General features: G+C 63.9%; 14 protein-coding genes. 4 read left to right on the forward strand and 10 right to left on the reverse strand.

Annotated features, from left to right (window positions below):
- Positions 1-330: 330 nt before the first annotated feature.
- The 8 genes from QW887_RS04105 to dusB all read right to left on the reverse strand — a co-directional run bounded on the left by QW887_RS04105 (position 331) and on the right by dusB (position 11,896).
- Positions 331-1,998, reverse strand: coding sequence for an HNH endonuclease signature motif containing protein (locus QW887_RS04105; protein ID WP_316194190.1), 1,668 nt, complete (start codon positions 1,996-1,998; stop codon positions 331-333).
- Between the two features lie 474 nt (positions 1,999-2,472).
- Complete coding sequence (hflX, locus tag QW887_RS04110; protein ID WP_315711897.1) at positions 2,473-3,852, reverse strand: GTPase HflX; 1,380 nt, start codon at positions 3,850-3,852, stop codon at positions 2,473-2,475.
- A 27-nt stretch (positions 3,853-3,879) separates the two neighbouring features.
- Entirely contained in the window at positions 3,880-4,128 is a 249-nt protein-coding gene (gene hfq, locus QW887_RS04115) for an RNA chaperone Hfq (protein WP_006613906.1), read from the reverse strand.
- 269 nt (positions 4,129-4,397) lie between these two features.
- Positions 4,398-5,768 carry a sigma-54 dependent transcriptional regulator gene (locus tag QW887_RS04120; protein WP_315711893.1) on the reverse strand — a complete coding sequence of 457 codons (1,371 nt, stop codon included), beginning with the start codon at positions 5,766-5,768 and terminating at the stop codon, positions 4,398-4,400.
- Positions 5,769-5,785: 17 nt separating this feature from the next.
- Positions 5,786-8,131, reverse strand: a complete 2,346-nt coding sequence (locus QW887_RS04125; RefSeq protein WP_315751121.1) for a PAS domain-containing sensor histidine kinase — start codon at positions 8,129-8,131, stop codon at positions 5,786-5,788.
- Positions 8,132-8,306: 175 nt separating this feature from the next.
- Complete coding sequence (gene ntrC / locus QW887_RS04130) at positions 8,307-9,749, reverse strand: nitrogen regulation protein NR(I) (protein ID WP_315711890.1); 1,443 nt, start codon at positions 9,747-9,749, stop codon at positions 8,307-8,309.
- A gap of 9 nt (positions 9,750-9,758) precedes the next feature.
- Complete coding sequence (locus tag QW887_RS04135; RefSeq protein ID WP_315751120.1) at positions 9,759-10,946, reverse strand: nitrogen regulation protein NR(II); 1,188 nt, start codon at positions 10,944-10,946, stop codon at positions 9,759-9,761.
- Positions 10,943-11,896, reverse strand: coding sequence for a tRNA dihydrouridine synthase DusB (dusB, locus tag QW887_RS04140; protein ID WP_316175428.1), 954 nt, complete (start codon positions 11,894-11,896; stop codon positions 10,943-10,945). The genes QW887_RS04135 and dusB overlap by 4 nt, the downstream gene beginning before the upstream one ends.
- Before the next feature lie 450 nt (positions 11,897-12,346).
- Here dusB and QW887_RS04145 point away from each other — a divergent pair, with 450 nt between their 5' ends.
- The 4 genes from QW887_RS04145 to QW887_RS04160 all read left to right on the forward strand — a co-directional run bounded on the left by QW887_RS04145 (position 12,347) and on the right by QW887_RS04160 (position 15,750).
- The gene (locus QW887_RS04145) at positions 12,347-13,528 is read left to right on the forward strand and encodes a bifunctional 2-C-methyl-D-erythritol 4-phosphate cytidylyltransferase/2-C-methyl-D-erythritol 2,4-cyclodiphosphate synthase (RefSeq protein WP_315827594.1); all 1,182 of its coding nucleotides are present in this window, start codon (positions 12,347-12,349) and stop codon (positions 13,526-13,528) included.
- Positions 13,529-13,594: 66 nt separating this feature from the next.
- A complete protein-coding gene (locus QW887_RS04150; protein WP_315711887.1) occupies positions 13,595-14,206 on the forward strand; it encodes a CinA family protein in 612 nt (203 codons plus the stop codon).
- A complete protein-coding gene (locus QW887_RS04155) occupies positions 14,207-14,539 on the forward strand; it encodes a hypothetical protein (RefSeq protein WP_316175395.1) in 333 nt (110 codons plus the stop codon).
- Positions 14,540-14,781: 242 nt separating this feature from the next.
- A complete protein-coding gene (locus tag QW887_RS04160; RefSeq protein WP_316194191.1) occupies positions 14,782-15,750 on the forward strand; it encodes an alpha/beta hydrolase family protein in 969 nt (322 codons plus the stop codon).
- 36 nt (positions 15,751-15,786) lie between these two features.
- Here the strand turns inward: QW887_RS04160 and QW887_RS04165 are convergent, their stop codons facing one another.
- Positions 15,787-16,134, reverse strand: a complete 348-nt coding sequence (locus QW887_RS04165; RefSeq protein WP_316194192.1) for a DUF1127 domain-containing protein — start codon at positions 16,132-16,134, stop codon at positions 15,787-15,789.
- Positions 16,135-16,382: 248 nt separating this feature from the next.
- Positions 16,383-16,940: an HD domain-containing protein gene (locus tag QW887_RS04170; RefSeq protein WP_316194193.1), complete on the reverse strand. Its 558-nt coding sequence runs from the start codon at positions 16,938-16,940 to the stop codon at positions 16,383-16,385.
- Between the last annotated feature and the right edge of the window lie 379 nt (positions 16,941-17,319).

A 17,319-nucleotide genomic window follows, 5' to 3' on the forward strand; every position in this document is an offset into this window, starting at 1 on the left:
GATCGATCGCGACCAAATGGCGCGGTCTGATCCGGCGCGATGGTCAGTTGTGCAGAGATGTAGACGACCAGTGCGGCCTACCCACAGCAGCAAACAACAATCCGCTCCGCCACGACATCACGTTTGACGCTATCAGCGCGTACTGCTCCTTCTGCGCAGTACCTGTGACGATTGGCAAGAAGCCCAGAGGGATCGAGGCCACGCTTCTTGACAGTCGAGCGGTACCAACGACGATCTACAACACCTCCTTGCCTACATCGAACTCGTCCCTGCAAACGAGGTCACTCTGGACGTTGTCTTGCCTGAAGGTGTCGACAGCTGTGGAATGCATCATGCCGAGCTTCGAGACAGACCAGGTAGATTTTCCAATCTGGCTAGGGACGCTTCTAGATCAGCGATTGCGCTCCCATATCGCGCGCTTGCCACGCTCCGGGCCCTAAGCAGGTGCGCCCGCGCTTCCTCCAGACGCTTCACATGCAAGCAGGCCCGCACACGGGCAGCATGTATCGGAAACCTATGCCCTCCATAGCGACTGGCGCGTTCGAAAAACCGCATTGCGAGATCCAGATCAGATCTACAACGAGCAGTCAAAGTGCCTAGCATCGTCCAGAACTCTGCTTCATCGACACCGAAGAGCACGTCGTGGCCGAACGCGTCTTGTCCAAAAAAGCGCCGCCGCGCATCCGTCAAGATGTTCGCGAGTTGGTTCGGAGCTTCGAGATCAGTCTCAAACTTGGATAACAGATTAATATCGAACCACTTTTCATCCACAATGGACCTGCAAGCAATCCAAGCCTTGAAATTGTGGGCATGATCGAATCCCTGACGCAATGCCTCCGAAAGAAACGAGAGTGCATCATTCACAATGGTCAATCCTCTGCTTCGATCTTGCGAATATGCAGCAGTCGAAGCCTCGCCTATGACGTGTGCCACACGGCTCAACGCAGGACGAAATCCGAAATCGATGCCCGTCCAAAATGCGTCTATCGACTTGGTATATTGAAATGTTTGTCGATAGAAGATTGGACGATATTTCGCAGCCGCGCCGTACTCTAAAAGCTCGGGGCTTTCTAAGGTTTGGCCTATAGCGGCTATTCGTTCATCGTACTCCGCGACCGACCTCAGGGGGAGCAATCTTGCTTTCGAGTATTCCACGAGCAAAGACTGCAGCAACGCCGACGAGGATCTAACGAGAGAAAGGCTGCGTTTCGCGCAGCGTTCAGCTTCGCTGAACGAGCGTTCTTGATGTGATTGAAGTCGCTGCAAGCGACCTCGCCACCTGACCACGGATGACTTTACAATTAAACTATACGCCAATGCGTCACGATCGTCAGCTGAACTACTGACGGAATCGAGCTTGTCGTTCAGCGACTTCGCCAGCGTTAGCTTTTTCTGTGCATCGAATACACCGTATTCATCCCTTAAGAAAAGCAGCATAAGCGAAACCGCGACGGGCACTTTTCGCGGGTCTACTATCGTTTTCAGTATAGCGATGCTCGCCTGCAGCCCCTTCTCCCATCGAGACGAGGAATAGTCGTTCTCCAACGACGTAGTTTTGAGCTCAAGTCGCGCCAGCTCCACCCATTGCACGGCAGTTTCAACCAAGGGATTGAGCGCAATGTCGCCCAGGACACGCTCTGCCTGCCGGAGAAGACTGCGCCCCTCTTTTGGTCCACTCAGGGTCGCCTCATTCATCAGGTCATATATTCGACCGACCCTGACATCTTGCGCCAACTCGTGGTGGTCGAACCTAAATGGACTACTCTGAAACAAGTCGTCCACGAATCTGGCGACGTGACGAGCCTTGTTAATGACCATCTGGAAAAGAATCGCCGGCGGGTATTCGCTCGGCTTCTCTTGATCGATCAGGTGATGGTGCTTTCGGCAAAGCAACATCAAGTTGTTTTCAGAATCGAGATCGACGTGCGGAAACGACGCCTTGAATTCGGATCGACTACCCTCATTCACCGGCAGGATGTGACAGAGTTCGCCGATCATCTCGATGTGCCCATTGGACCATCTTGCTGCGATTTCCCCACAAGCCCCGTACTCACAGCGGCCAATCGATCTCATAAAGATCGAGGTTCGGACACTCTGTCGGATTTTTTCTCTTGAGGCCATACGCGTAACCCGCATGTCGCTCGACAAAATAATCTGATTTAGACGAAAGGCGCTTCTGAACGGCGTGGCTGTTGGCAGCTCTTGATACAAGGCAATATTGAGAATTAACACGTTTTAGTTGTAAGTTTTCCATGTGTAAAGTCATCTGCGTCTATGAGCCGAGATGGCTGTGAGAGCCGTTCAATCGGCTGCCATCCATTTGATTCTGCTGCGCGATGATGCTGATGTGGCTTACTAGGCGACCGCCGGAGACGCTCAAAGAATATAGAGAATAAGCGCTCAAATCAGCTGATTTGGATGATTGCCGCTCGATCGCGGGGCAATCGATAGTGGTCGGGTACCTTTACTGTTTTACGCCACCCGCGGCACGCCGTGATAGCGCTCGACCACGATGTCGCGCTTGGTGGCGTCGACGCGCACGGTCATGTCGTAGCGGCCTTCGTTCAGCTCCTTGGCCAGCACCTCGGCGTTGCGATGCAGCCAGGAGATGCCGGCGCCGTCGGCCGCGTCGATGGTGAGATCGAGCGTGGTCCGCGCCGCCGCGAGACGGTCCTCGATCGTCTGCAGGAGCGCGTCGACGCCGTCCCCGGTCTGGGCCGAGACCAGCAGGCATGGCCGCTCCGGCGGCCGACGCCCGGCGATGTTGGCGAGGTTCTCGCGCGCTGCCTGGTCGAGACGGTCGATCTTGTTCCAAACCTCGATGATGGTGTCGGTGGCCTCGGGATCGATGCCGAGCTGGCTGAGCACCAGCTCGACATCGTGCTGCTGCGCCTCGGCATCCTCGTGCGACATGTCGCGGACGTGCAGGATCACGTCGGCCTCCAGCACCTCCTCGAGCGTGGCGCGGAAGGCGGCGACGAGCTGCGTCGGCAGGTTGGAGATGAAGCCCACGGTGTCCGACAGCATCGCCTTGCCGCCATGCGGCAGCGTGATCGCGCGCAAGGTCGGATCAAGCGTCGCGAACAGCATGTCGGCGGCCTGGACGTCGGCGCGCGTCAGGCGATTGAACAGCGTCGACTTGCCGGCATTGGTGTAGCCGACCAGCGCCACGACGCGATACGGCACGCGCTGGCGTCCGGCGCGATGCAGCCGCCGCGTCGCCTGGACCTTCTTCAGCTCGTTCTCGAGCCGCGTGATGCGGTCACCGATCAGGCGGCGGTCGGCCTCGATCTGGGTCTCGCCGGGACCGCCCATGAAGCCGAAGCCGCCGCGCTGGCGTTCGAGATGGGTCCAGGACCGCACCAGACGGCTGCGCTGATAGTTGAGATGCGCGAGCTCGACCTGCAGCGCGCCCTCCTTCGTCTTGGCGCGGCGGCCGAAGATCTCCAGGATCAAGCCGGTGCGGTCGAGCACCTTGGTGTTCCAGGCCTTCTCGAGGTTTCGCTGCTGGATCGGCGAGAGCGCGCAATCCATCACCACCAGCTCGACGCCATGGCCGGCGATCACGCCGGCAATCTCTTCGACCTTGCCCTTGCCGAGATAGGTCGCAGGGCGGATTTGCCCGATCGGCGCGAGAATGGCCTCGGCCACCGTCAGGTCGATGGCCCGCGCGAGGCCCGCCGCCTCGTCGATCCGTGCCTCGAAATCACGCATGTCGGATTGGCCTGCTTGCGCGCCATCGTCGCCGCGGCGCGCTCGCAAGTAGGGGCCGACCACGATGACGAGCCCGGTCCCCTTATTGTCATCCGGCCTCGACAGGCCGATGGTCCCTTCGCGATCGCGGGGTTCCAATCAGGTCACTCTCACGTCAGGTCACACTCACGCAGACGCGTCCTCGCCGCCTTCGAACAACTGGATCGGCGCGCCCGGCATGATGGTGGAGATCGCATGCTTGTAGACGAGCTGCGAGTGACCGTCGCGCCGGAGCAGCAGGCAGAAATTGTCGAACCATGTGACAATCCCCTGCAGTTTCACGCCATTGACCAGGAAGATCGTGAGCGGCGTCTTGGTCTTGCGGACATGGTTGAGAAAGGTGTCTTGTAGGTTTTGTGCGCGGTCGGCCGCCATTGTTGTTATCTCGCAGTCTTGTGCTTTTTCTTATTGAACCTTCGATGACCCGATCGCAGGCCCCGGATTCATCGAGGTGGCCCATGGTCCATTGAGATCCCCCTCGAGGGACCACGGGATGCCGGATTAGAAGACAGGCGAGCATATTAGGCAAGCCGCTTGCAAGGAGGCCGGTTCCAAAAGAACCGGATTCATCCGTAAAATTCCGGAAATGGACGAATTTTCCAATGTAAATTCGTCCAGTCGGCAAGTTTGGCCGAGCGGGAGCCTCAGCCGACGCCGAGCGCCTTCAGCTTGCGATGCAGGGCGGACCGCTCCATGCCCACGAACTCGGCCGTGCGCGAGATGTTGCCGGAGAAGCGGCTGATCTGGGCGATGAGATAGTCGCGCTCGAACACCTCGCGTGCCTCGCGCAACGGCAGTCCCATGATGTGCTCGCCATTGTTGCTGGTCGGCATCGCCGGCACCATCGATCCCACATCCGGCGGCAGCATGTCGGCGGTGATGATCACCTCCGGTCCGCCGGCGGCCAGAATCATGACGCGCTCGACGTTGTTGCGAAGCTGACGGACGTTGCCGGGCCACACATGCGACTGCAGCACGGCCATGGCGTCCTGGCCGATCTGCCGCTTCGGCAGGCCGGTCGTGGCCGAAATCTGCTCCATGAAATAGTCGATCAGCTCCGGAATGTCCTCGCGGCGCTCCGACAGCGGCGGAACCCGGATCGGAACCACCGACAGACGGTGATAGAGGTCCTCGCGGAAACGCCCGGCGGCAATCTCCTCCTCGAGATTCCGTGCGGTCGAGGAGATGATGCGCACGTCGACGTGCACCTTGGTGGTGCCGCCGGCGCGCTGGAACGTCTGGTCGACCAGCACGCGCAGGATCTTGTTCTGCGTCTCGCGCGGCATGTCGGCGATCTCGTCGACGAACAGCGTGCCGCCGTGGGCCTCTTCGAGCGCGCCGGTCTTGCGCGCCTGCTCGCCATTGGACTGCTCGATGCCGAACAGCTCCTCCTCCATCCGCTCCGGCGTGATCGCGGCGGCGTTGATGACGACGAACGGGCCCTCGGAGCGCGGCGACTGAGCGTGCAGCGAACGCGCGGCGAGCTCCTTGCCCGAGCCGGGAGGGCCGACGATCAGGATGCGGCTGTTGGCCTTGGCGGCGCGCTCGATGGTCTGGCGCAACTGGTTCATCGACGGCGAGCGGCCGGTCATGCTGCTCGCGGTCGGCGCCAGCTGCTTGAGCTCGCGCACCTCGCGCTTGAGCCGGGAATTCTCCAGCGCACGCGTCGCTACCAGAATCAGCCGGTCGGACTTGAACGGCTTCTCGATGAAGTCATAGGCGCCGCGCTTGATCGCGGCGACCGCCGTTTCGATGTTGCCGTGGCCGGAGATCATCACGACCGGAAGGTCGGGATGGTCCTTCTTGATCTGCTCGAGGAGCTGCAGACCGTCGAGCTTGGAGCCCTGCAGCCAGATGTCCAGGAACACCAGGTTGGGACGGCGGCTCGTGATCTCCGCGAGCGCCGAATCGCTGTCGCGCGCGGTTCGCGTCGTGAAGCCTTCGTCATCCAGGATGCCGGCGACCAGCTCCCGGATATCGGCTTCATCGTCGACAATCAGAATATCACTCGCCATGGGTCACGCCTGTCTCGTCAGCTGCCGGTTGCGGCTTGGATTTTTGGTTCATCATTGGTCGTTTGAACCGTGTCAGCGGTTTCGCCGCCAACCTCGGTCTTCTGCGCATTGTCAGACGCCGCCGCCTGCTCCTTCGCGCCCGTCTTCGCGGCCTGGCCGGAGACGGCAAAGCGCAGCCGCATCCAGGCGCCGCGCTGGCCGGGACGAAAATCGGACGCGTCCTTCAGCTCGAGCTTGCCGCCATGGTCTTCCAGCACGCGGCCGACGATCGCGAGCCCGAGGCCGGTGCCCTTGGCGCGGGTCGTGACATAGGGCTCGAGCAGCCGCTGCCGTGCCACCTTCGGCAGGCCGATGCCGTTGTCGATGACGTCGATCAGCACGTCCTCACCCTCGCGCGAGGCGACCACGTCGATACGGCCCTTGCCGAGCTCCGCCTCTGGCACCACCTCGATCGCCTCGGTGGCGTTCTTGATGATGTTGGTCAGCGCCTGCGAGATCAGGCGGCGATCGAACTGCGCGCGCAAGGGGTCCTGCTTGATCTCGGTCTCGATGTCGATCTCGGGATGCGCGACCTTCATCAGGAACACGGCCTGCCGCACGGTGTCGGCGACGTCCTCGCCTTCCATCACCGGCTTCGGCATCCGCGCGAACCGCGAGAACTCGTCGACCATTCGCCTGATGTCGTCGACCTGCCGCACGATCGTCTCGGTACATTGCTCAAATATCGCCTTGTCCTCGGTGATGACCTTGCCGAATTTGCGGCGAATTCGCTCTGCGGACAGTTGAATTGGCGTCAGCGGATTCTTGATCTCATGCGCGATGCGCCGCGCGACGTCGCCCCAGGCCGAGGTGCGCTGCGCCGACACCAGCTCGGTGATGTCGTCGAGCGTGATGATGTAGCTGTCGCGCGCCTGGTTGGTCTGCTCGGCGGTGACGCGCACCGACAGATTGCGCTCGTGGCCGTCGCGCTGGATCGTGATCTGACCCTGCACCAGCCGCTGCTTGCCCTCGCGCGCGGTCTTCATCATGTCGTCGAGCTCGGGCAGCACGTCGGAGAGCGGATGATCGAGCACCTCCTGCTCGGCATGTCCGATCAGCTTCTCGGCCGAGCGGTTGAGGATGCCGACGCTGCCAGAGGCATCGACGCCGATGATGCCGGCGGAGGCCGACGACAGTACCGCCTCGATGAAGCGGCGCCGGCTGTCGATCAATTCGCTGGCGCTGACCAGCTCGTCGCGCTGCGTGCGCAGCTCCTGCGTCATCTTGTTGAAGGTCTGGCCGAGCTGGGCGAGATCGCCCTCCGAGCGATGCACCGGGACCTGGACGTTGAGATCGCCGGTCGACACGGTGTTGGCGGCATTCATCAATTGCCGGATCGGCGCCACCAGCCAGTTGGCGAAGTTCAGCCCGATCAGCACCGAGGCCATCAGGATGGTCAGCGCGATCACCGCGAACATCAGCGCGAAGGCGATCTGGATGCCGAAGCGGCGCGCCTCGACCTGGGCGTATTCGGCGACCGACAGCTCGGTCTGCTTGAGCTGCTCGACGACCTGCGGATCGAGCGGACGCGCGACGTAGAGGAAGGTGTCGTTGAACGCGCGCAGCCGGATCACCGCGGCGACGTAGTTCGACTCCGGCAGGACCGCGATCTCGGGCTCCTCCTCGCGGACATTGTTGAGGAACTCGGGTGCCGGCGGCGAATAGGCCAGTTGCACCCCGCCGGTCTCGGCCCAGACGATCGGATTGGTGTTCTTGTCGATGATCATCGCGCCCGGCAGGTTGCGCGAGGCGGCGCTGGTGGTGAGCAGCTCGCGGAAGCTGGCGCGGTCCTGGTCGAACAGCGGCCGCGCGCGTGCGATGTCGGTCGCCATGCCGATGATGTCGCCGCGGATGAACTGCGCGTGCTCCTGCATGTAGGCGCGCGCGATGGTCAGCGAGTTCTGGATCGCGACTTTCGCTGGTCCGGAGAACAGCCGGTCGAGGCCGCGATCGATGGTGACGTTGGCCGCCACGGCGACCAGCACCGCCGGCAGGACCGCGATCACCGAGAACAGGCTGACGATCTGGACGTGCAGCCGTGCCGCCGCCCGGCCGCGCCGGCGGGCCTGCACCACCTGCCAGACCTCGCGGATGATGATCCCGACCAGGACCAGGATCGTTCCGGCGTCGATCAGGTAGAAGGTCTTGACCACGTCGGTCGTGGGCTCGACCGGGGTCAGCCCGACCAGCACGATGAAGGTGAGGAAGGCCGACAGCAGCGCGAGCGCCACCGCCACCGGCGCCAGCCAGGTGCGCCAAGTCCAGCGCCGGCCCTCGGTGGACGACGAATCGAAGGGGGTGGCCGATGTCTCTGCGCTGGTCATTCCGGCAAGGTGGGTGATGCTGAACGCGGCACGTCCGGGAATCGGACTGATGCATTCCTACCACGCTGTTGCCAAATTGCGACAAATCCGCGGCGCCGGAGCGCGTCGCGGATTTGTCTACATTAATTCTCACCTGAGGCGGGTCCGAGCCCGCCGTAGAGGTATCAAATAACCGTCAAGCGCCGCTGCGGTACACTTGAATGTCGAGGTCGCGGATCTTCTTGCGCAGCGTGTTGCGATTGAGGCCGAGCAGATCGGCGGCGCGGATCTGGTTGCCGCGCGTCGCCGCCAGCGCTGCCGTCAGCAGCGGAATCTCGATCTCCTTGAGGATGCGGTGGTACAGCCCCGGCGGCGGCACGCCGTTGGGAAATCCCTGGAAGTGCGAGGACAGATAGGCCTCCACTGCTCCGCCCAGATTGTCGATCGAGGTCGGCGTGTTCGAGCCGGTGGTCACCGCCGGCGGCGCCAGCTCGCCATCGATGACTGACGCCGTGATGACGTCCTGCGGATACAGCGCGGCCAAACGCCGGGCGAGATTCTCCAGCTCGCGGACATTGCCCGGCCAGCGGTGCTGCTTGAGCCGCTCCAGCGCCGCGGCATCGAGCTTCTTCGGCGGCAGCCCGTCCTTCTCGGCCAGCGCGAAGAAGTGGCGGACGAGATCCGGCAGGTCCTCGATGCGTTCGCGCAGCGGCGGCAGCCGCAGGGGCACGACGTTGAGGCGGAAGAACAGATCTTCCCGGAAAAGCCCCTGCTGGATCAGGATGCGCAGGTCCTTGTTGGAGGCGGCGACGATGCGCACGTCGGTCTTGATCGGGGTGCGGCCGCCGACGGTGGTGTACTCGCCCTGCTGCAGCACGCGCAAAAGCCGCGTCTGCGCCTCCATCGGCATGTCGCCGATCTCGTCCAGGAATAAGGTGCCGCCCTCGGCCTGCTCGAAGCGGCCGGAGGCGCGGGTGTTGGCACCGGTGAAGGCGCCGCGCTCGTGCCCGAACAGTTCCGATTCAATCAGGTCGCGCGGGATCGCCGCCATGTTGACCGCGACGAACGGCCCGTTGCGGCGCTTGCCGTAATCGTGCAGCGCGCGCGCCACCAGCTCCTTGCCGGTGCCGCTCTCGCCCGAGATCATCACCGTGAGATCGGTCTGCATCAGCCGCGCCAGCACGCGGTAGATGTCCTGCATCGCCGGCGAGCGGCCGACCAGCGGAATCGATTCGAACTCGCCGTCGTCGGGCTGGCTCGCCGCGCGCTCCTTCGGCTCGGCCAAGGCACGGCCGACGATCGCGATCAGCTCCTTCAGGTCGAACGGCTTCGGCAGATACTCATAGGCGCCGCGCTCCGACGCCTTGATGGCGGTCATGAAGGTGTTCTGCGCGCTCATGACGATGACCGGCAGGTTCGGCCGCATCTTCTTGATCCGCGGCAGCAGGTCGAACGCGTTCTCGTCCGGCATCACCACGTCGGTGATGACGAGATCGCCCTCGCCCTGGCTCACCCAGCGCCACAGCGTCGCGGCATTGCCGGTCAGCCGCACCTCATAGCCGGCGCGTGACAGCGCCTGGTTCAGGACCGTGCGGATGGCCGTATCGTCGTCGGCAACGAGAATGCTACCTGCAGGCATAGGTGGTCCTCAATTTGATCCCTGTGAGGCATGCAACGGCGTCCCCGAAACGTCATCGCCATGGCTGTGATTTGGGCTTTGGTCTGGTTGTTTGGTTGCGCTGTACATCGGCATCAGCACCCGGAAGGTCGTCTTGCGCGGCTGCGACTCGCACTCGATGATCCCGCCATGGTCGCCGACGATCTTCGCGACCAATGCAAGTCCGAGGCCGCTTCCGGTCGGCTTGGTGGTCACGAACGGATCGAACAGATTGGGCATCAGGTCTTCCGGCACGCCGGGGCCGTTGTCCCTGACGCAGAACTCCAGCGGCAGCGACACCCGCGATTTCTTGCCGGGCACCGACAGGCGCACGCCCGGGCGGAACGCCGTGGTGAGCTGGATTTCCGCATCCGAGCCGAGATCGACGACCGCTTCCGCGGCATTCTTGACCAGGTTCAGGAACACCTGGATCAGTTGATCCTGGTTGGCGAGCACCGGCGGCAACGACGGATCGTAGTCCTCGACGAAGCGGATGTTGCGGGCAAAGCCGGACTGCGCCAGCCGCTTCACGTGATCGAGCACGGAATGGATGTTCACGGGCCCGCGCGCCACCGGGCGGTCGTCGCCGAACACCTCCATGCGGTCGACCAACGTGACGATGCGGTCGGCCTCGTCGCAGATCAGCCGGGTCAGCATGCGGTCCTCGGAGGAGGCCTGCTGCTCCAGGAGCTGCGCGGCGCCGCGGATGCCCGACAGCGGGTTCTTGATCTCGTGCGCGAGCATCGCGGCCAGTGCGATCACCGAGCGCGCGGCGCTGCGATGGGTGAGCTGGCGGTCCATCTTGTCGGCGATGGTGCGCTCCTGCAGCATCACCACGATATGGCCGGGCCGCTCCGGCAGCGGCGCGACGTGCAGGTCGACGAGCCGATCGGCGCCGGTGCGCGGCGTCCCCAGATCGACCTTGTACTCGTTGACCGGCGCGCTGGTGGTGCGGACCTGATCGATCAGCGCCAGCAGCGGAGAGCCGAACGGCACCAGCTTCTTCAGCGACTGCCGCTGCAGAAACTGGGTGGAGGAATCGAAGAACGATTCCGCCGCCATGTTGGCGTCCATGATCATGCCGTCCGGGCCGATGACGAGGACCGGATTCGGCAGGGCGTTGAGGATGGCGTCGCCATCCGAGGGAAGTCGCTTGCGCTGTTCTGCGGCTGAGCTCATGCGGCTGCACTCCAGGCAAAATCGTCGAAGGCCTCACGCAGCGCCCGATGCACCAAGGACGGCTGCTCGGACGTCAGGATACGGTCGCGCCAGGCCTTCAGTTTTTCGGCCGGCGCTTGCGCGTGCTGGGCGGCGACGTCGAGCCCCCAACTGAGATGCTTGCGGGCGTGGCGCAGGCCGACACGCGCGCCATAGTGACGGCAGATCTCGTCATAGAGCGCGGTGAGAAGACTGAGCTGCTGCGCCAGCTCCGGCGCGCCCTCTTCCGCACCGCCCTCGAGTCGGCGGCCGATCTGGCCGGGCAGCCAGGGCTGGCCTTGCGCGCCGCGCCCGATCATCACGGCATCGGCGCCGGAGGCGTCGAGCGCCTCGCGCGCGTCCTCATAGCTGGTGATGTCGCCGTTGACGACGACCGGCAGATCGACGGCGTCCTTCACGGCGCGCACCGCGCTCCAGTCGGCTTCGCCCTTGTAGAACTGCTGCCGCGTACGGCCGTGCACGGTGATCAACTGCACGCCCGCGGCCTGCGCGCGGCGCGCCAGCTCCGGCGCATTCAGGCTGCGCTCGTCCCAGCCGAGCCGCATCTTCAGGGTCACGGGCACATCGACGGCCTCGACCGTCGCCTCGATCAAGGTCAGCGCATGATCGAGATCGCGCATCAGGGCCGAGCCGGACTGGCCGCCGGTCACGTGCCGTGCCGGGCAGCCCATGTTGATGTCGATGATCTCGGCGCCGCCATCCTCGGCGACCTTCGCGCCCTCGGCCATCCAATGCGCCTCGCAGCCGGCGAGCTGCACCACATGCGGCCCGACGCCGCTCGCCTCGCAGCGCAACCGGGATATCCACCGCCCGCGCACGAGATCGTCGCTCGCAGTCATCTCGGACACCACCAGCCCGGCGCCGAGCTCGGCCGCGAGTCGGCGGAACGGCGCGTCGGTGATCCCCGACATCGGCGCGAGAATGGCCCGGTTGGCGAGCGAAACGTCGCCTATCTTCAAGGCTTTGGCTTGTGTATTGGCCGGACCGGTCACGAACGACTCTTAAAGCTCTTTGGACGCATCATCGCGTCTGCGCTGCACTCTCAAGCACAAATCTTGTGCAGTCAAGCGTCATGCCTACACTTTAGCCAAGACGATCGGCATTTCAAGTGCAGTGCAGCAAAATATGCTTGTTCGGCAGTCATGGTAAACCCGTGAGCCGCCGGATTTTTGCATGGCTCGGCAAGGTGCTCGCAGGCGGCAGGTGCGACCGCCCCCCTCAACGCGCCAGCGGATCCCGGCGCTTGTGTCGCGATCGCAGGTGCCGTTCATGCGACGTGTGATCCTGCTCGCTTAACATCTTCTGCAGATGTAAGAAGCCGCGAACCCCATCATCCTCATCAGCATCGATACCCTGTTCCCATGACGACTTCTCAGCGGACTGCAGCCATTCTCGTCGCGGCCGGACGTGGCCTGCGCGCCGGCGCCGGCGGTCCGAAGCAATATCGCATGATCGGCGGCCGCACGGTCATCCATCGCGCGCTCGCCGCCTTCGCCGATCACCCCGAGGTGGCGGTGGTCCAGCCGGTGGTGAACCCCGACGACATCGACATCTTCAACGCAGCCGTCTTCGGCCTGCGCCACGAGGCCCCAGCGCATGGCGGTGCGACGCGACAGGCCTCGGTGCTCGCGGGCCTGGAAGCGCTGGCGCCGCACAAGCCCGACATCGTGCTGATCCACGATGCCGCGCGTCCGTTCGTCACGCCCGCCGTGATCTCGCGCGCGATTCGAGCGGCCGGCAAGACCGGCGCGGCGATTCCCGTGGTGCCGGTCACCGACACCATCAAGGAAGTCGGCACGGGCGGCGACATCACCGCGACACCGGAGCGCGCGAAGCTGCGCATCGCCCAGACGCCGCAGACCTTCAAGTTCGACACGATCCTGGAGGCACACCGCCGCGCCGCGCGCGACGGCCTCACCGAGTTCACAGATGATGCGGCGATCGCCGAATGGGCGGGATTGACCGTCGCGACCTTTGAGGGCGATGTTGCCAACATGAAGCTCACCACACCGGAAGATTTCGTGCGCGAGGAAGCGCGCCTTGCCGCGCAGCTCGGCGACATCCGGACCGGCACCGGCTACGACGTCCACGCCTTCGGCGAAGGCGACCATGTCTGGCTGTGCGGCCTGCGCGTGCCGCATAGCAAGGGGTTCCTTGCCCACTCCGACGGCGACGTCGGTCTGCACGCTCTGGTTGATGCAATTTTGGGCGCCCTGGCCGATGGCGACATCGGCTCGCACTTCCCACCCTCCGACATGAAGTGGAAAGGCGCCGCATCCGACCAGTTCTTGAAATACGCCATCGAGCGCGTGACCGCGCGCGGCGGCCGCGTTGCCAATCTCGAGGTCACGATGATCTGCGAGCGCCCGAAGATCGGCCCGCTGCGCGACCAGATGCGCGCCCGCATCGCCGAGATCACCGGCGTCGACATCTCGCGCATCGCGGTCAAGGCCACCACCAGCGAGCGGCTCGGCTTCACCGGCCGCGAGGAAGGCATCGCAGCGACGGCGAGCGCGACGATCCGTCTGCCGTGGAGCGCCTAGAGGCGCACCACCCTGTCACCGCTCATGGAGCTTTCGATCTGACGGTCGGATGAGGACAACGCAGCCATGGCCAGCGAACGTCAAATCGGCTCTACCAGCGCGCTGGCCCGCTCGCTGCTCGACCTCTGCCGGTCGCGCAAGCTGATGATCGCGACCGCCGAGTCCTGCACCGGCGGCCTGGTCGCCGCGGCCCTGACCGACATCCCCGGCTCCTCCGACGTCATCGACCGCGGCTTCGTCACCTACTCGAACGAGGCCAAGCGCGCGATGCTCGGCGTCGAGGCTTCGACGCTGCAGACCTTCGGCGCCGTCTCCAAGGAGACCGCGATCCAGATGGCGGTCGGCGCCCTGGAACGCGCCGACGTCGATCTCGCGGTGGCCATCACCGGCATCGCCGGCCCCGGCGGCGCCACCCCCGGCAAGCCGGTCGGCCTGGTCCATTTCGCCGTCGCCGCCCGCGACGGCCGCATCACCCACCGCGAACACCGCTTCGGCGCCATCGGCCGCAGCACCGTGCGCACGCGCTCGGTGCTGGAAGCCCTGCGCCTGCTGATGGAGCTGGCGCGGCCACAGGTCGCTGCCAAGCCGAAACGCGCGGCAGCGACGCGACTACGTCCGCGCGTGGCCCGCACGCCGCGGCTGCATCCGGTCAAGCGGCCGAGGCGGCCCCGGACGTAGTTGGAAGTGACGCGCGCGGCTCTCGCCGCATCGTCATCGCGGGCGCAGCGACGCGATCCAGTTTTACCGACCTGCATCGTCGAGCTGGTGCTCCTGACGGATCGATCGCGAACCGAACCGCGGCTGGAATTGCGCTTCATCGGCGCGGTCGAGGTCAGGATCGGACACCTGGACCGCATGGACGGCTTCCGTCTGGACGTCAGGGACATCGGTCATTGGCAGCGGGAGAGAATACGCTTCGAGGTGGTCGATGACGAATCGCAGTTGCTATCTCTGCAATGTGTCGATTTTGAATTCCTCCTGATCGGTTACGCTGAAGGCACGATCAATTGAGCATCGAAAGTGCGCCTCGCAATGTTGATAAACGGAGAGTTGCCGCACGATCTCGAAAGCGTGATTTAACAATGTTGTCATGAATCAAGCTTGCGCTGGCGTTGAACCGTCAAGGACATCGCGACGACGGACGCGAAGCGCTCCTGACAGCATGACAAGCTCGCTAGACCATCGCGCACCGCGAACTTGATCGACCCCCCCCCGCGAGAGCGCGCCGAGCTACATGTCAGGAGGAGATCATATTGCTAGACCGCACATTCGCTGCCCTCTCGTTCGTCCTCCTACTCCTGACCTCCTCCGCCCAAGCCGCTGGCTTGCAGCTCTTGGAGGTCGATCACGGATTCCACGGCATCATCTGGACGCCTTGCGCCGCAGACGCCGGTAGCGTGCCGGTTGGAAGCCTCGCGATCCCAGGGCTGGAGACACTGCCCGGGGTAAAGAATTGTCCAATCAATGGCACGAAGCTGCCATTGGTCGTCATGTCCCACGGTCGCGGCGGCTGGATCGGTGGAAACCACGATGTTGCGGAAGCGCTGGCGGACGCGGGATTCATCGTCGCGGCGATCAACCATCCCGGCGACAGTGTCGGTGACCTGGCGCAGCGCGACAGCCTGTCGGTCTGGCTCTCACGGCCGCAGGACATGATGCATCTGATCGATTTCATGTTGAACGATTGGACAAGCAGAGCCGCGATTGATCCGGGCCGGATCGGCTTCTTCGGCTTTTCGCGCGGTGGCTACACCGGAACCGTTCTCGCCGGCGTCGACCCGGACTTTCAAAGGGTGGCGCACTACTGCACGCAACAGAACCCGTTCTGCGAGCAGGTCCGCAATGGCGAGTTTCCCAGAAGCTGGCCGCACGACGAGAGGATCAAGGCGGCCGTGCTGGCCGACGCCGCCCACACGGTCGGATTCACGCGAGCAAATCTCGCGAGCATCAAGATTCCCCTCCAGGTCTGGCGCTCGGAACTCGGCGGCAACGGGGTCGATCCGGAAGGGACCGCCCGCGTAACCGCGAGCCTTCCCGGCACGCCCGAGGTCCACACCGTGCCCGCCGCGCATTTTGCTTTCCTCGCGCCGTGCTCCGCAGAGCTCGCGGCCGCCGTCCCGCGCATCTGTGCTGATACGCCTGCGGATTTCGACCGCGCGGCGTTTCACCGAGAGTTTGACGCCCAGGTCGTCAGGTTCTTCTCCGAGAAGCTGGGCAAGTAGGATCCGTGGCAGAACCTGCGTTCCGCCGCGTCGCTCTCAAGCGCGCCAGAACGGGCGCCGGCACAGCCGCCGCGCCTCGTCGCGTGTCAGGCCGTAGTCCTGCAGCACCTCGTCGGCGATCCGCGGCAACTCCCGGGCAAAGCGGCGGCGCTCGCGCCAGCGCTCCCACCGGAGCCGCAACCATGACGCGGGCTTGAGGTCGGCGCAGCTTTGATGGGGAGCCGGTGGCGCCAAGTAGTAGATCTTGGCGCCCGGCCTGGGCGAGATGGGATGGCGCGACAAGGGATCACGACCGAGCGCGCAGAGCCCCGGCGATCGCGAGGCGCCGCGGAGCATACGCTCCTCGATGGCGATGACCCTCGGATCGTCGGTCGTGCTCAGCATGGCGGGCTCCCCTTCAAATGAAGAACCTGCCGGCAACAAAAAAGCCGCCAGGTCCCTGGCGGCTGTTCGGATCAAATGCTGCAAATCGTCAGATTGTGCGTGATCCTCCCGCCGCCCGCGAGCTACGGTGCGTGATGCGACCAAAACGATGGGTGGCGACGGTGATCATGGCAGGCTCTATAGCCGATCCATCTGAGGTTGTCATCCATCGAATGGATGCGAGGCCGAGCGGCCTCCCCCAAATTTGCTCAGGACGGAAAAGCAGCGACGGTCCGCGCAAGTTGCCGCGCCAACGGTCCAGGCAGAGCCTCATCGAAAATCCGGCTCAGCGTGCGGTAATACCAGATCGTCCCATCCCTTCCACCGGTGAAGCGTTGCCACACGACGTCGCCCACCTCATCAAGGTCGCTCGCGATCGCTTCCGCGTTGTCAACCTTGTCAGCGAGCGAGACCAGCAGCGATGACGCCGGCTTGAGCGGCAGCCGGGCGAGATAGGCTTCCTTCCGCGGGCGCCATTCGGGCTTCGGATCGACCCAGGAATCCGTGCAGTCCGCGATGATCCCGGCGACGCCATCGCCAAAACGCCGGCGGATCTCATCCAGCGTGGCCTGCCCGCCCTGGTCCTCGGCGGCGTCATGCAACAGCCCCGCGATAGCCTGCACCTCGCTGCCGCCCGCCGACAGCACGCGGCTGGAGACGCTCAGCAGATGCGCGACGTAGGGTACGTTGCTGCCCTTTCTCAATTGGGTCCGGTGCAGCCTTGTCGCATAGACGAGCGCTTCGTCGTAGAGATGAGAGAGTGACATTGCTTGCTTTCTTCTCTGGCTGACGCAGGGTCAGACCGATGGTTCGTCGTTGGTCATTATCGGCATTGTTCCAATCATTGGGCACCACGTCGAGCATCATCCTAGCCGCCCCGTCGGGCAAATCAGCTGGCGTGCGCAACAGCGGAGAGCCCGTTTCCGGTGCCTTGCTGCGATCGAAGCGCATCGCGAGGGCGTGCGCCAAGACACTGATTTCCTCAATCCGTTCAATGTCCGACTCACTGTCCAGTCCTACCGACGAAAATATTGCCGTTTCTATTTTACAGAACTCGTGTTTCCCTCCCCTCATCCCGCCTCGACACGAGGGGCGTATCGCGATCGTCACGACACGCGAGGTGGGAAGGCGATGGCCGCCGGGGGC

The sequence above is a fragment of the Bradyrhizobium sp. SZCCHNRI3052 genome (assembly GCF_032484895.1).
Taxonomy (GTDB): Bacteria; Pseudomonadota; Alphaproteobacteria; order Rhizobiales; family Xanthobacteraceae; genus Bradyrhizobium.

Bases quoted from the DNA above. Each gene is read 5' to 3' on its own strand.
- QW887_RS04105 (WP_316194190.1), bottom strand. From the start codon at position 1,998: ATGATCGGCGAACTCTGTCACATCCTGCCGGTGAATGAGGGTAGTCGA.
- hfq (WP_006613906.1), bottom strand. From the start codon at position 4,128: ATGGCGGCCGACCGCGCACAAAACCTACAAGACACCTTTCTCAACCAT.
- QW887_RS04120 (WP_315711893.1), bottom strand. From the start codon at position 5,768: ATGGCGAGTGATATTCTGATTGTCGACGATGAAGCCGATATCCGGGAG.
- QW887_RS04125 (WP_315751121.1), bottom strand. From the start codon at position 8,131: ATGACCAGCGCAGAGACATCGGCCACCCCCTTCGATTCGTCGTCCACC.
- ntrC (WP_315711890.1), bottom strand. From the start codon at position 9,749: ATGCCTGCAGGTAGCATTCTCGTTGCCGACGACGATACGGCCATCCGC.
- QW887_RS04135 (WP_315751120.1), bottom strand. From the start codon at position 10,946: ATGAGCTCAGCCGCAGAACAGCGCAAGCGACTTCCCTCGGATGGCGAC.
- dusB (WP_316175428.1), bottom strand. From the start codon at position 11,896: ATGTCGGGGATCACCGACGCGCCGTTCCGCCGACTCGCGGCCGAGCTC.
- QW887_RS04145 (WP_315827594.1), top strand. From the start codon at position 12,347: ATGACGACTTCTCAGCGGACTGCAGCCATTCTCGTCGCGGCCGGACGT.
- QW887_RS04150 (WP_315711887.1), top strand. From the start codon at position 13,595: ATGGCCAGCGAACGTCAAATCGGCTCTACCAGCGCGCTGGCCCGCTCG.
- QW887_RS04165 (WP_316194192.1), bottom strand. From the start codon at position 16,134: ATGCTGAGCACGACCGACGATCCGAGGGTCATCGCCATCGAGGAGCGT.
- QW887_RS04170 (WP_316194193.1), bottom strand. From the start codon at position 16,940: ATGTCACTCTCTCATCTCTACGACGAAGCGCTCGTCTATGCGACAAGG.